Source organism: Paenibacillus sp. 2KB_20 (assembly GCF_052115765.1).
Classification (GTDB): domain Bacteria; phylum Bacillota; class Bacilli; order Paenibacillales; family Paenibacillaceae; genus Paenibacillus_AQ.
The window spans coordinates 112,975-127,671 of record NZ_JBFRHH010000009.1; the positions used below are offsets into that span (position 1 = coordinate 112,975).

13 protein-coding genes are annotated in these 14,697 nt (G+C 46.2%); 9 read left to right on the plus strand and 4 right to left on the minus strand.

Annotation, left to right across the window (positions count from 1 at the left end; translation table 11 throughout):
* The first annotated feature begins 429 nt into the window (after positions 1-429).
* From AB4124_RS23970 to AB4124_RS23980, 3 genes are all read left to right on the plus strand, one after another.
* On the plus strand, positions 430-1,413 hold the full coding sequence (locus tag AB4124_RS23970; protein ID WP_441974413.1) for a phosphotransferase family protein: 984 nt from the start codon (positions 430-432) through the stop codon (positions 1,411-1,413).
* Positions 1,414-1,598: 185 nt separating this feature from the next.
* A complete protein-coding gene (locus AB4124_RS23975; protein WP_430107248.1) occupies positions 1,599-2,510 on the plus strand; it encodes an NAD(P)/FAD-dependent oxidoreductase in 912 nt (303 codons plus the stop codon).
* Between the two features lie 238 nt (positions 2,511-2,748).
* Entirely contained in the window at positions 2,749-4,485 is a 1,737-nt protein-coding gene (locus AB4124_RS23980) for an ABC transporter ATP-binding protein (protein ID WP_441974414.1), read from the plus strand.
* 112 nt (positions 4,486-4,597) lie between these two features.
* Here the strand turns inward: AB4124_RS23980 and AB4124_RS23985 are convergent, their stop codons facing one another.
* Positions 4,598-5,422: a TerC family protein gene (locus AB4124_RS23985; RefSeq protein WP_430107252.1), complete on the minus strand. Its 825-nt coding sequence runs from the start codon at positions 5,420-5,422 to the stop codon at positions 4,598-4,600.
* Between the two features lie 264 nt (positions 5,423-5,686).
* The gene (locus AB4124_RS23990) at positions 5,687-6,610 is read right to left on the minus strand and encodes a DMT family transporter (RefSeq protein ID WP_339272797.1); all 924 of its coding nucleotides are present in this window, start codon (positions 6,608-6,610) and stop codon (positions 5,687-5,689) included.
* Between the two features lie 127 nt (positions 6,611-6,737).
* On the opposite strand from AB4124_RS23990, the gene AB4124_RS23995 reads away from it, so the two are divergent.
* The 3 genes from AB4124_RS23995 to AB4124_RS24005 all read left to right on the plus strand — a co-directional run bounded on the left by AB4124_RS23995 (position 6,738) and on the right by AB4124_RS24005 (position 9,524).
* Entirely contained in the window at positions 6,738-7,607 is an 870-nt protein-coding gene (locus tag AB4124_RS23995) for a LysR family transcriptional regulator (protein WP_098743740.1), read from the plus strand.
* A 158-nt stretch (positions 7,608-7,765) separates the two neighbouring features.
* Positions 7,766-8,359, plus strand: coding sequence for an RNA polymerase sigma factor (locus AB4124_RS24000; RefSeq protein WP_339293284.1), 594 nt, complete (start codon positions 7,766-7,768; stop codon positions 8,357-8,359).
* Positions 8,325-9,524 carry a DUF4179 domain-containing protein gene (locus AB4124_RS24005; protein ID WP_441974415.1) on the plus strand — a complete coding sequence of 400 codons (1,200 nt, stop codon included), beginning with the start codon at positions 8,325-8,327 and terminating at the stop codon, positions 9,522-9,524. Before AB4124_RS24000 ends, AB4124_RS24005 begins: the two co-directional genes overlap by 35 nt.
* A 256-nt stretch (positions 9,525-9,780) precedes the next feature.
* On the opposite strand, the gene AB4124_RS24010 is transcribed toward AB4124_RS24005, so the two are convergent.
* Positions 9,781-10,401, minus strand: a complete 621-nt coding sequence (locus tag AB4124_RS24010) for a flavin reductase family protein (protein ID WP_441974416.1) — start codon at positions 10,399-10,401, stop codon at positions 9,781-9,783.
* Between the two features lie 99 nt (positions 10,402-10,500).
* Here AB4124_RS24010 and AB4124_RS24015 point away from each other — a divergent pair, with 99 nt between their 5' ends.
* Positions 10,501-11,190 carry an ArsR/SmtB family transcription factor gene (locus tag AB4124_RS24015; protein WP_430135279.1) on the plus strand — a complete coding sequence of 230 codons (690 nt, stop codon included), beginning with the start codon at positions 10,501-10,503 and terminating at the stop codon, positions 11,188-11,190.
* A 141-nt stretch (positions 11,191-11,331) separates the two neighbouring features.
* Here AB4124_RS24015 and AB4124_RS24020 read toward each other — a convergent pair whose 3' ends face one another.
* Complete coding sequence (locus AB4124_RS24020; protein WP_430135282.1) at positions 11,332-11,871, minus strand: NADPH-dependent FMN reductase; 540 nt, start codon at positions 11,869-11,871, stop codon at positions 11,332-11,334.
* A gap of 305 nt (positions 11,872-12,176) precedes the next feature.
* Here AB4124_RS24020 and AB4124_RS24025 point away from each other — a divergent pair, with 305 nt between their 5' ends.
* Together AB4124_RS24025 and AB4124_RS24030 are read left to right on the plus strand one after the other, a co-directional pair.
* Positions 12,177-13,349 carry a GNAT family N-acetyltransferase gene (locus tag AB4124_RS24025; protein WP_441974417.1) on the plus strand — a complete coding sequence of 391 codons (1,173 nt, stop codon included), beginning with the start codon at positions 12,177-12,179 and terminating at the stop codon, positions 13,347-13,349.
* Positions 13,350-13,366: 17 nt separating this feature from the next.
* Positions 13,367-14,146 carry a GNAT family N-acetyltransferase gene (locus AB4124_RS24030; RefSeq protein WP_441974418.1) on the plus strand — a complete coding sequence of 260 codons (780 nt, stop codon included), beginning with the start codon at positions 13,367-13,369 and terminating at the stop codon, positions 14,144-14,146.
* Positions 14,147-14,697 lie beyond the last annotated feature (551 nt).

A 14,697-nucleotide genomic window follows, 5' to 3' on the forward strand; every position in this document is an offset into this window, starting at 1 on the left:
ACGATTCGCGTTGTATGATTAATGGGGCCGTCCCAAAAGTAGATTTAGTTTCTTGGCGTACGGCTCTCCTAAACAGAAACCAGATGGTGCCTAAGGATATCTTCCTCCAAATCCATTGGCAGATAGAGTTGGTCCAAGGTAAATTGAATGTACAAAAGAAACCGTTCCTTTCGTAAATGGTTTGGGTCGCACCTCCATTTTACCAAAGAACGGTTTCTTTCGTCTAAAAGTAAGCAATCCGCACGGCGTAGCGGAGAGGACGAATCGATTCCGGACTTGTTGAACTATTATTAAAGCTAGCTGCCATTATATCACTCATTATCTGTGAAGAAGATTTCATATATCACATTAGAATATGTAAACTATAAATAGAGGTAACGGCATTACTGCATGTCAACTTTAAAATTTTTATAATAGGAGGGCATCGAGATGAAAGAAGGATGGGAACGCGCAGTGCCGCCGATGCAACTAGACATCACACAAATTCATGACATCATTTCACCCGTATTCCCCGGTAAAAAAGTAGCAACCGCTGAACGGATCGGTACCGGACTTAGCAATACCAACTACAAAATTCGTCTGGAAGGCAGTGCAGAGCCTTATGTGCTGCGCTTGTTCAGGAAAGGTCGGGAGATTGCCGAAAAAGAGCTTGCTATCATTCGAAGAGTACGCCAAACCGTTCCTGTTGCCGATTATATCTATGCGGATATGAGCTGCGGCGTATTCGATAAGCCATGGGCGATAATGGAGTGGAAGGAAGGCGGTCTTCTTCGTGACGTGATGCAGGGCGGAAGCGAGCAGGATCTCGTTGCCGCTGCAGCCTCCGCCGGACGCACTCTCGCCAACATCCATAAACACACATTTACAGAATCCGGTTTCTTCAATGGGGACATGGAAGTCCAGGATCCGATGAGGATGGACGGGGAACGTTTTCTCGCATTTATTGAACAAAGCCTCTTTCAGGATCAATGCGGCCAATGGCTCGGGGAAGAGCTAGCTCAATCGGTATGGTCCTTCAGTCAAACGTACAGTCATTTATTGTCAGAGATTGAAGATACGCCTATGCTTGTTCACTCAGACTATAATGGCTTAAATATATTAATGCGGCATGGTCCTGAAGGTTGTGAGGTCTCGGCAGTGCTTGATTGGGAGGACGCCTTTTCATGGAACCGATACGTAGATATAGCCAATATGCTTCGATACGAACCCGATGGATCTGTATTTGAAAAGAACTTTGTTCGTGCATATCGTGAGGAAGGTGCGGTTCTGTATGATCATTGGAAAATCCTGTCCAAGCTTGAGGATCTTGTTGCCTTGTGCGATATGTTAACCCATTCCAGCTTGGCTACGCCCAATCGAATGCATGATCTTCAGCGATTAATTGCGGGAACCGTTCAGGTTACGAAGGGCTGAGTTTTTTTGATTCGTAAATCAAAATAAGATTTGCATTATAGACTCTGTTTATCTATAATAGACATTGTAAGTCTGTAATAATGAATCTTGGTGGCAGTCTACTTTGAGCACGAAGAAAAACAAGAAGGAATCTCTTCTTGTACTATTATTATAGATATTAAAGATCCAGAAAGGTGTTGGTATAAATGAGTGAACAAATGCATGATGTCCTTATTATTGGCGGGGGGCCGGCAGGCTTGAATGCTGCGTTGGTATTGGGGAGAGCTAGAAAACATGTGGTGCTGATGGATGAAGGGAAGCCACGAAATCGGGTTACCCGCGAGACTCATGGTTTTCTTACCCGAGATGGCATTAGCCCATCGGAATTTCGCAGGATCGCAAGGGAACAGATTAGCGTTTATCCTTCTGTTAGTTTTGTAGAGGATACCGCCGCTTCGGTCGCAGGTGTCGATGGTGATTTTCAAATTACGACAGGACAGGGGACGGTATACCGCAGTAAAAAGCTGCTCTTTGCCGTCGGAAAGAAAGATAGCCCCTTGGATATTAACGGATTGGCAGACGTATATGGGAAAAGCGCCTTCGTCTGCCCATATTGCGATGGATGGGAACTGCGGGATCAGCCGCTTGTCGTGATTGCCAAGGGTGAGGCTGCAGCGCATATGGCCAAAGTCATTGCAGGTTGGAGTGATCGTTATACAATCTGTACCAATGGACCGGATGAACTGACGGATGAACAGCGCCAAGAATTGAAGGAGCATAACATCCCCGTATTCAGCTCCCCAATTCATCGCATTGAGTCGAATGAAGGGATGGTACAGCAAGTCGTGCTGGAGGATGGAAAGAGTATTCCTTGCACGGGCATCTTTTTTGCGCCGAAGCTGGTCTCCGGCTCTGAATTGCCGGCCGCCATCGGCTGTGATATCAATGAAGCCGGAAGCGTGGTCATTAATGCCTTCGGAAAAACGAGCGTGCCAGGCGTCTACAGCGCCGGTGATGCAGCCACCGAAATGTATCAAGCCATTGCCGCCGCTTCGATGGGGGCCTTGGCTGCGGTAGCCATCAACGGAGAACTGCTTAACGAACGTTGGAATCGTTAAAACTTGAATAAACGAAAGGCAGGCTTGGTTTTATCTATGCCTGTCTTTTTTTATGCCATTAGGGGATTTTTTGATTATAAATGATTCTTACACTCCGGGGTGGTACTGTTTTTGAGTATGATGGAGTTATCAAGTAAAAGGAAGGGTGTTTGGAATGAGAAAAACGATGGACTACATCATGAATCAAGTCTGGAGGGATATGAACATTTAACCCTCCGACATTATGGAGGAGATCGATTTGAATTCTCGAACCAAGAAATTTTTGTCTTATTATAAACCGTATCTGGGGTTATTATTTGCAGACTTGGCATGCGCTTTTGTGGTCTCGGCCATTACACTCATGCTTCCGCTCTGTATACGATATATCACCATTAACGTGTTGGAAGGGAACTCCCCGAACCCGCTGAACCAAATCTATGGGGTGGGTGCCGTCATGCTGGCCATGGTCCTCATCCACACCTTCTGCGATATGTTCATTTCTTACAAAGGACATATGATGGGGGCTTATATGGAGAGTGACATGAGACGGGAGTTGTTTGACCATTTTCAGAAGCTGTCTTTTGGGTTCTACGATGAGAACAAAACCGGGCAGCTCATGACCCGCACCACCAATGACATTCTATCGCTAACCGAATTGTACCACCATGGACCCGAAGATATCCTCATTTCCGTTCTGAAGTTCCTCGGCGCATTCATCATCTTAATGTATATTGACGTGAAGCTTACCCTCATCGTGTTTCTCTTTCTGCCGGTGATGGCTGTGTTTGCTTTTTATTTTAATAAGAAGATGAATGTGGCGCTGCGGGTAAGCAAGGATCGGATCGGGGATATCAACGCGCAGGTGGAGGATTCTCTATCGGGTATCCGCGTGGTGAAGTCGTTTACGAACGAACATGTGGAGAGGAAGAAATTCGCCTACGCTAACGGGCGGTTCGTTGACAGCAGAAGGGAAGGGTATAAGAGTGAAACCTACTTTCACGAAGGGTTGGTCGGGTTTACCCAACTCATTACCATCGCGGTCATTGTGTTTGGCGGAGCCGCCATCGTGGATGCCTCGCTGGAACTGGCGGATTTGCTGACCTTTTTCTTGTGCATCGGCATTCTCATCGAACCGATCCAGCGGCTGGTTAATTTCGCTAGGCTGTATCAGGAGGGGATCACGGGATTCGACCGGTTCATGGAAATTCTGGAGGTAGAGCCGGATATCGAGGATTCCGTGGATGCTGCGGCGATCACGCAGGTTCAGGGGAATATCACATTTCAGAACGTGAGCTTTAAATATAAAGATAACTATGAATATGTGCTGAAACATGTATCGCTGGACATCGAGCCCGGCGAATATGTGGCATTGGTAGGCCCCTCCGGCGTCGGCAAGACGACATTGTGTTCGTTGATTCCGCGCTTTTATGAAGTGAGTGAAGGACGCATTATGCTGGATGGACGCGATATCCGGAATATCACACAGCACTCGTTAAGAAGTCATATTGGGATTGTTCAGCAGGATGTGTATTTGTTTGCGGGGACCGTCTTCGATAATATCCGGTATGGCAATATGGAGGCCATCGAGGAAGAAATCATCGAAGCTGCAAAAAGAGCGAATGCCCATGATTTCATCATGGCACTGCCGGACGGTTATGATACGGATATTGGGCAGCGCGGCGTCAAGCTGTCCGGAGGGCAAAAGCAGCGGCTCAGCATTGCACGCGTGTTCCTAAAGAATCCGCCGATCCTCATTTTTGATGAAGCGACTAGTTCCCTGGATAATGAAAGCGAGAGAGCTGTCCAGGATTCGCTGGAGCGGTTAAGTAATAACCGCACAACGCTTGTCATCGCTCATCGCCTGACAACGGTACGGAATGCACAGCGAATCGTCGTTTTATCCGAGGACGGAATTAAAGAACAGGGCACGCATGATGAATTAATTGCTCGTCAAGGTGCTTATGCCAATTTATATAATATGCAGTTAACCATATAAGCAGGAAGAAAGGCGATTTGTGATCGGTTTATGCACCGGTCAGCAAATCGCCTTTTTCCTGTTGTTGGATCGATTTATGGATTACGTTGTCCTGTTTCATCCGAAACAGGATTTACCCTTGAAGCGTTTTTCCAGGCTGCTGATCTTCCACTTCCTTGATTGCATTGTCCTCGTCTTGTACCTTCTCTTTCGATGAACTAAACCATCCGATAATGGCAATCAGCACAAGAACAATATAGAAGGATGCCTTCCAGATCGTGCTCTCCGGGAAGTGATGGTCGATAAGGGCAACATCGGGATGCGCAAGGGTGATGACTGCAAGTTTGACCCCAACCCAACCAACAATGAGGAATGCCGCCACTTCAAGTCCGGGGCGCTGCTGCAGCAGCTTCACGAAGTAGGATGCCGCGAAACGCATGATGATCAGACCAATGAATCCTCCCAGGAAGATGACGATAAATTGACCTCCGTCCAAGCCGCCGATGTTCGCCAGACCGCTTGGAGGCAGTGCCACAGCCAGCGCTACGGCTGCAAGTATCGAATCTACGGCAAATGCGATGTCTGCAACTTCCACTTTGAAGACGGTCATCCAGAAGCCGGATTGCTTCTTGGGTTTGTCCGGTTTCGGCTTGGCGTCTTCCGTCGGTTTCTTGCCTTTGATCACGTGTTTCAATGTGTGATTGATCGAAATGTAGAGAAGATAAAGTGCGCCAATGGCTTGTACCTGCCATACGTCCACCAGGAACGAGATTAAGAACAGTGATCCGATGCGGAAGACAAACGCTCCGAGCAACCCGTAAAATAAAGCCTTTTTACGCTGTTCCTCGGGTAAATGTTTTACCATAATGGCAAGGACCAGCGCATTATCTGCTGCAAGCAACCCTTCCAGTGCGATGAGCACCAACAGTACCCATCCATACTCCAACAAAAGCTCCATACCAGTTCCTCCTAGTTTTGTAGTATTGAAGGCACAAAAAGACCTCCACCGGCAGGTGAAGGCCCTTTATAATCCAAAAGAGACCTTCACCACAGAGTGTGGTAAAGGTCTCGCAAACAACGTATCGTTGCCAACAAAGCCGGGGAACTTTCCCGTAATGACGACTTTGTTGTGTCAGCTACTCCCCTTTAATCACGTTCCTGCATAACTGATATCGTCATCAGTTAAGCCGTGATATAAAGATATAAATTTTTGGGGCATAAGTCAAGCTTTTTTACTTGAATTCAGCAGAATACGACTCCATCGGAACGGTCTATTCTTAATGGTAGAGCGTCTCCTCGCTTTTACATTAACGCTTGATAAAACCACGCTAAGGAACACAAGGACAGCACCCCAATATTGATTGGAATTCATGATCTCGTGAGCAAACCAAAATCCGACCAGTGCCGCGAATACAGGTTCCAGGGAGAACACAAGTCCCGTCCGGGTAGCCGTGGTATATTTTTGGGCGATCGTCTGGAAGATGAACCCGACCGCGGTACATACAACGCTAAGAACAAGGACGGCAATCCATGAGTGGGTCGTGCTTGGCCATACTGGAGTTTCAAAGAGTAGAGACGAGATGTACGCATACAATCCCGTGAACCCAAGCTGTAGGATGCCGAGGCTTAGCGTATCGACCTTCTGCGCGGCAGTGCTTACCATATTAATATGAAGCGCATAACATAATGCCGCCGCTATGCAAAACAGATCACCGATCTTAAATGTAAAAGGAAGCTGGATGGTCAACAGCGCAATGCCGGTTAAGGCTAGCAAAATACTGACAATCACTTTGTTCTCTATTTTTTTCTTAAATAGAAACGTATGTAATAAAGGGACAAATACCACCGTTAAACTGACCAGAAATCCGGCATTGGATGTTGTCGTGGTCTTTAGACCGAAGGTAAGCGCGGTGAACATGATAAATAATATAAAGCCTAGGAGCATGGCATACCGAATCGTCTTTACGTTAACCTGGCGCAAGCGGGGGAAGAAAATCACTCCTGCGAGTATAAAGGCCAATCCGAAGCGTAGGGCTATCAAATTAAACTCTCCTAGCGAATCTAGTCCCACTTTCATAAAAAGATAGGACGAGCCCCAACAAATGGTGATGAACAAAATCATAAGATCGGCCTTCAGCGGTTTCAAGTTCTTTTTCCTCCTTCTAGTGATTGAACAAAATCAGTATACTCACGTACAATAGACAAGTAAAACGAATGTTTCTAATAATAAATATGAGTAAAATTCATGTATGAAATGATCAGGAGGATTTCCCATGAGTATAAATAAATTCAAAGTATTATTGAAGGTCGTCGAGCTCGGCAGCTTAACCAAAGCCGCCGAAGTTATGGGATTTACACAGTCCGGTGTCAGTCACATGATCAACAGTCTGGAAGATGAATTTGGTTTCTCATTGCTGATACGGAATCGTTCAGGAGCGAAGCTGACGACCAATGGCGAGGAGATTCTGAAGACGATACGTGAAATCCTGAAGTGGAACGAACATTTGGAGCAGCAGGTGGCTTCCATTCATGGTATCGAGCTGGGTACCATTCATATCGGTACCTTTACGAGTGTCGGTGTTCACTGGCTGCCGGGGATTATTCAGGATTTCCAGCGGGATTATCCCCATATCGACATTCGATTGGTTGAAGGAGATTACCGGGAAATTGAGGATTGGATCGCGGAGGGCAAGATTGATTGCGGCTTCCTGTCACTTCCAACTTCGGATATATTCGATGCGATTCTCCTGCACCAAGACCCAATGCTTGTATTGCTGCCAATGGAACATCCGCTCAGTTCGGAGGACTCTATTACATTGTCCCAGATTGAGAATGAACCGTTTATTATGCCCAGCCAAGGTTCCGATTATGATGTGAACCGGATGCTGGAGAAGGCCCGGATCAAGCCGGATATCAAATATACACTTGGCGACGATTATGCCATTATGGCCATGGTGGAGAAAGGCCTTGGCATTAGCATTCTTCCTGAACTTGTGCTGCGAGGGCAGCAGCGAAATATACGGTTGATCGAATTGAAGGAGAAGAGCTTCAGATCGCTCGGCATTGCCGTAAACTCCATGCGAGAAATATCTCCAGCTACGAAGCGATTCTTGAATTATGTTAAGAGTTATCCAAAGCTGTAGCTGCTAAACGGACGCTAAATGAAGCTTATACCCAGCATCTAGGCTCTATTACAAGGCAAGAGCTTCGTTCATGTTATTTCACTACATAAAACAATTCGTGTCACAAAATCGCTTGTTGGGATTGTTATATAGGTAAACAAAGAAGGAGGTGAGCTCGCTTGCAGCCAACCATCCCCGGGGAAGCGGAAGGAAAGAGAGAAGCCATTGAAGCGGTTGTAGAACAAGTCAAAGCAGGAGACAAACAAGCATACCAAGCGATCATCATCCAGTTTGAGCGGCAGATGTACACGTACTGCTACTATATTCTTAAAAATCATGCGGAGACTGAAGATGCGGTACAAGAGATTTTTATTCGTGCCTATGAACATCTTCATCAGTACAAGAGACAAGTGTCTTTCTCCGCCTGGTTATATAAAATGGCCTATCATCATTTGATCAATATTAAAAAGAAGCAGAGCCGCTTTCTTAACCTGATCGAGCATTGCAAGGAACAGCAGCCGGTTATGCAAATATCTCAGCACGAGCCGGTTGTGTACGAGCTGTTAGCCTACCTGACAGCAGAAGAACGACACATACTGCTGCTGAAGGCGGTTGAACAGTATACCTTTGAGGAAATCAGCGACATTATGGGAATCAAATCAGCAACGATACGAAAGAAGTATGAACGGTTACGACATAAACTGATGGACCGAATAAGCCAAAAAGGAGAGGTGGCACGTGGGACAATCGCCGAAACAAACGGAATTCGCTGAAATGAATGCACTAGAAGAAATGATTCGTGAATCGTCTTTACCGAAGAATAGCATGAGCTATCAAATTATGAACAGGATTGGAGAACGTGAAATGACAAGGACAAGAACATCATCCAAACGAAGACCGAATGTTTTAAAAAGAACAATACTCGTTGCATCCGCAGCAGCTGTGCTGGGAGGAAGCGTAATCGGGTCAGGATTTGTATCGCCGGTCATGGCAGCAACCCTGAAGCAAATCCCAGTGCTCGGCGTGTTATTCGAAGGAACCAGCGAAGATGCAGTTAAAGCCGCTATAGAGCAAGGGATTCTATCCGAACCTAACTTGAGTGTAACTCACGATGGCGTGACGTTGAAGGTAGCTGACCTTCTATATGATGGAACCCGGTTGTCCTTTATCCTGGAGCGCGAAGGAGTGGATTTACCGAGTACAGCTTCTCCGTATATTAGCGAAGATGCTAAATTCATCAGTAATCCCGATAGCGAGTATGTTAAGTCGAGGACAGTAGCTAAGGAAGATCAGAAAAAAGGCTATATCGAAATGCCGCGAATTCTGGTAGACGGACAAGAAGTGGCGATGGGTGAGGGCAACTTCGGAGACTATCCTCAACTGGACAATGCCTATATCGTTGAGCTTACCAAGGGTTTGAATTTGCCTGATCAATTCGAGCTGACCATTCAGGCCAACGTAACTCAAGTGAATGAAACCTTTGAATTCAAGGTCCCTGTGAACGTCACTAATAAATCGGTTGTCGTGAAGCCGGAGCAGGCTACGAAATCGGATGGACAATTCAGTTATACCGTCAAGCAATTGGATATTTCACCGGTATCGACCCGCCTGGTTCTGGATAGTAAAGGCGAGGTGCCGGCTTCTGCAGAGCAAACAGGCGATTATAGCGCCAGCATGGTATATTACGAACTTGTGGATGATCAAGGGAATGTGCTGAATCCTCGAAAGTTTGATTACTTTAACAGCAAGCCCGAGACTGAATATCATATCGATCAATTGTTCAGTCCTGTAAACGGAACTCCGAAATCCATAACGATTAAGCCGTTTACCCTGACCGTAAATAACAAGGATTGGAGCGTTGTCGGTCAAGGGAAGGACAGCCGCGGGGATAAAACATATCTGAAGGATCTGGAAATGACCATTCCGGTTCAACCATAACAACGAGTGTAAGTATAAGGGGGGTGTCCCAAAAGATCTTAGATCTTGCGGGAGGCCCCCTTCTTGCTGTTAGAAAACGCTCCATGTACGAATCGTTCCTCCCATCGCTGTTGCTTGTCCGGAATCGATTCGTCCTCTCCGCTACGCCGTCCAGATTGCTTACCTTTATCTGACACACTTTCTGTTTATGAGAGTCGTACGTCAAGCAACTAAATCTACTTTTGGGAAGGCCCCTTTCATTCATCATCACGCTGGCTTAAGTTTCGGCCCGAAATGTTTTGCCTAACGGATTGCCAAGGCCATAATAATGCCGAAAATTATAGATTAGCGGACTCCATTTGGCGGGATCAATGTGATGTTCATTTAAGATGATATTGTTATGGGCGTGTACATGGATCGCCTGTGTTTCGACCATGGCAAACATGGAAGAATAGTCGGGAATCCGAATGTTTTTCACGGTAGCCTCGATTTGAATGGGACACTCCATAATGCGCGTAGGTTTTACAGTGGCGGAATCCGCAGGAGTTAGCCCACTTATCGCATACTTATCTTTTTCATATGTAAAACCGTTCTTTATCTTATCATCCGGAACCGGATATTTTCCGGTATGAGGGGCTAATTGCTCAACATTCTCCCACAAGGAAGGGTCGGGAATGTTGATGACACATTCAGGATGCCTTTCCAAGTTCTCTATCGCTTTACCCCCGAGTCCGATTCCTAAAATAATGTATTCCCCGAGCGCCCATGAAGAGGATATGGGACTAATATTTACGGTATCATCTTCATTTAGCGTATTGAGCAAAATAACCGGAGTTCCATAGTAAAGAATTTTCGATTTAATGATGTCCGTGCCGATCATGCCAGTAATTTCCTTCATAAAAGATTCCTCCCAAATGATCTGTTCTATCCAAAATCATTGTAAAATAGAAAAGATTCGATGCTCATCGAAATGTGGATTACATGAGGAGGGATGTAGATGTATGCGAATCCAAATGCAGCCTTGGTAGCATCACTCGTTAGTGAGGCATCGAGAGCGGCCATATTAACCGTCTTATTGGATGGGCGCTATCACCCGGCAAGCGAGCTGGCGTACATGGCAAAAATTAAACCGCAAACGGCCAGCTTCCATTTATCGAAAATGGTAGCAGCGAATCTGGTCACCGTCGAACAACAGGGAAGACATCGTTATTACGGAATACAGGATCAAGAGGTTGCCCAGGTCATGGAGACACTTCTATCCATAACGCCTCCTGTCGAAATAAGATCATTAAACCAAGCCTCGGAGACTGAAGCCATACGTCAGGCAAGGACTTGCTACGATCATCTTGCGGGGAATTTGGGAATCCAATTGACAAATTCGCTGCTCAGCGCCGGGGTCATATCCGAAGTGGAAGATCAATATATGGTTACAGAAAAAGGGGAGAACTTCTTCAAGGAATTTCAGATTGATCTGAGTCGTGTTAAGCGCCAACGCCGCTCTTTCGCACATCGATGTCTGGATTGGAGTGAAAGACGCCATCACCTGGCCGGAGCATTGGGCCATGCCCTGCTCGAAAGATTACTCGAGTTACATTGGATACAACGCGTTCCAAGAACAAGAGCCATACAAATTACGCCTGAAGGCAAAGAGGGGTTAAAAGAAACATTCCATATTGATATGGAGTAGGAACGGGGTTTAGGTATAGGACTAATGGTGCAGATCGACGATGCAGATAAATTTATGGATGCAGAAATATGGATGCAAAAAAATAAAAAGGACTGCCTTCACCTCATCGGAAGATGAAGGGGACAGTCCTTGAATTAGAGATTAGCGCAGTGTTTTCAATGCTCCGCTCCATGCAAGCACTTGGTCAAGCATGCCATTCAGGTTGACGAGATGAAGATCAGCTGGTTTGAACACAGAGCCATTCTCGAAATCAGTGAATAACGAAAGTGCTGGGTGTACACGGACATCCGCTACGGACAATTCACCCAGAATTCCACGCAGATGTTCGGCAGCACGAGCGCCGCCAACAGAACCATAACTTACGATACCTGCAGCTTTATTGTTCCATGGCTCACGAGCAAAATCGAGTGCATTTTTCAAAGAGGCAGAAATACTGTGGTTGTATTCTTGTACGATGAATACAAAGCCGTCAAGACTATTCAGCTTATTGTTCCAAGCGGTTGCTTGCTCTGTAGCATCAGCCTCGCCCAAAAGCGGAAGCTTGTAATCAGCGATGTCAACGATTTCGTAGTTTGCATCTCCGCGCTCATCGGCTATACGCTTAACCCATTCACCTACTTGTGGGCTCAAACGGCCTTGACGTGTGCTGCCTAAAATGATACCGATATTCAATTTGGACATTGTTGTTACCTCCTGATTATTTTGAATTTATTTTTATCTCGATGTGTTTGTTATTTTGCATGAGCTAATCATAATCTCAGGGGGTTAACTTTGTCAAGTAGCTTACAAAAAGTTTGTGGGGTATATTGAGTTTTTTTGTATCCAAAGTACGGTTGGATTTGTGCCTGATTCGGACGTGTTTTGTACCGTATAGGCAGCAGCAATGTTATACTGATCATGTGCCCTGGAATAAAATTCCCGTGCCGAGAAAACACGCGTAATTCAGCACTTAAAGTACATATAAAGATTGGAGAGGTGAAGCAAGTATGGAACTGAGACAATTAAGGTCCGACGAGTTTGAGATCAGCACAAAATTATCCGAATATGCCTTTCAATATACACTGACACCGGAGCAGCGAGAGTCCAATCAAAAGCATTTTGAACCTGAACGCTTCTGGGGGATTTTTGACGGAGAAGAGCTGCAAGCGAAACTGACCATCATCCCGCTGCAAGTTTATATGCATGGAAACCTTTTCGATATGGGCGGTATTGCCGGTGTGGCAACCTGGCCCGAGAACCGCAGACAGGGGCATGTATCCACCTTGCTCAAGCATGCATTGCAAGAGATGAAGGGCAAAGGCCAGACCCTTTCCTTCCTGCATCCGTTTTCGATCCCGTTCTATCGTAAATTTGGCTGGGAACTTTACGCGGAATATAAAAAGTACATCATTCCGGTACCTAAATTCCCACGTAAGGTGGAAGTGCCTGGCCGCATTGTAAGAGGCGTAACCGATATTCCAACACTGGACGGCATGTATCAAGCCTATGCCAGCCGTTATAACGGTACGCTTGTGCGGGATGACACTTGGTGGACAAGATTCGTGCTGCAGGGGGACAGTCACAGCGTTGTTTATTATTCAGCTGAGGGCAAACCGACGGGCTACGCGTTATATGAGCTCAAAGACAAAGATCTCGTGTGCGACGAATTTGTATACCTGAATGAAGAAGCCCGAAGCGCACTCTGGACCTTTTTTGGGAATCATGATTCCAGAATCGAGCAGGTTACGATGACGATGGTGCCTGGAGATGATCAGCTGCCATTTATGCTGCCGGATCCACGCGTTACCCAGGAAGTGGTCCCATACTTCATGGCCCGCATCGTGGATTTGAAATCCTTTGTGGAGCAGTACACTTTTGAAGAGCATCGGGAAGCCGTGATGACTATCGAGGTGGAAGATTCCGCTGCGCCTTGGAATGCAGGCCGATGGAGTCTGTCGGTTAATCAAGAGGGGAAAGCGGAGCTGTCGGAGCTTCCGTCCGATCATGGGGAGCAGGCTGATTTGTCGACCGATATTCAGACGTTGTCAGCGCTGTTTGCGGGATACAAAAGACCACAGGAGCTGCATGCCATTCACCGGCTATCCGGAAATCCCAAGGCTGTAACACAATTGGAGTCGATGATTCCCGTCGGTCAAACCTATCTCATGGATTTCTTTTGAGAAAGGGAGAAGACTTGGTGATTCGCAGACTTTTGCCTGAAGAGCTGGGGAGCCTCTTGGATACGATCAACAGGGAACAGCATTTCTTATATTATTCCTACCTTACTTGCCGGAAGAATCAGACCGTTCATTATGGGCAGTTCTCAGAACATGGAGAGCTGCTGGGTGTTATGGCTTTTCTGAAAGGGTTGCCTTTCTATGCCTTTTCGGTGTATCCTCTTCAAACATCATTTCGATTTCAGTCCGTGCTGTTCCGAATGAAACGAGATCTGGAATTACCCGATGGGGAACTAGGGAGCTTTATCGTGAATGAGGATGAATGGGAGGTTCTTAATCTTGAGACTGATGTGATGAAACCTCCCGCAGGCATCTTACTCATGAAGCATCGGCACCTTGAAGATTTGCCGTTAGGAGATGACGAGGTGTTTCGTTTAGACCCCTCATACTATGATATGATCGAGTCGAAAATGGTGGAATTCAATACGATAGCTTTTGCAAAGGAAGAGCTTCAAAACCCCTTCTATGGGGTTGTTCAGGATCAGGAGCTCATCGCTGTCGGCGGATACCATATCTATAGCGATGATTATGTTGAGCTTGGGAATATTGGCACGGATGCTGCGTGGAGAAGACAGGGGTACGGCAAAAAGGTATGCGCGGAATTGACCCGTAAGGGGCGTGCAATCACTCCCCATGTGTATCTGAATGTGCTGGAGAAGAACGTAAACGCGATCCGGTTATATCAGTCCCTGGGATATGTTACGGTGTGCAAACAGTACATCGTTGAATTCGCTTTGTAGATAGAAACAAGGAAAAGAAGCCTGACCAATCAGGCTTCTTTCGTATGATTAGGTCAACCAGAAACAGCTGGTTGGCCTTATTTTGTAGTTGCTTTAAATGGTCGATATCCGGTATAACGAGGGGCTTCTAGCGGAACCGACCCGAAACAAAACTGTTTTCCCACTACCGTCCCGTGAGTTTCTCTCGTTTGTACGATATTTGGTACAAATCTCTTGCAGCCGCTGGCATTAGGATCGCGTTTGTACGATTTTTCGTACAATTGTTCTATAACGGAACTCTTTCGTGCCGATTTTGTACGATCTTTCGTACAACTTCATCGGTGGTACCTCTTAACCGTCAGATTGTAAGTTGTTCCGTACAATTTTATGTTGGACTAAATGACGCACACATGTTGGTGATCATAACGCAGAATTCAAGGGGGCGTTACAACCTGTTTTTCGAAACGACGCACCGTGTGCTTGCGGGTAGCCTAAGGGGCGAAACGGAATCAGAAAATCTGGAGAAGAGACAGGAAGGTCTCATGCAAAATCAAGGTGGGATAACCTATATA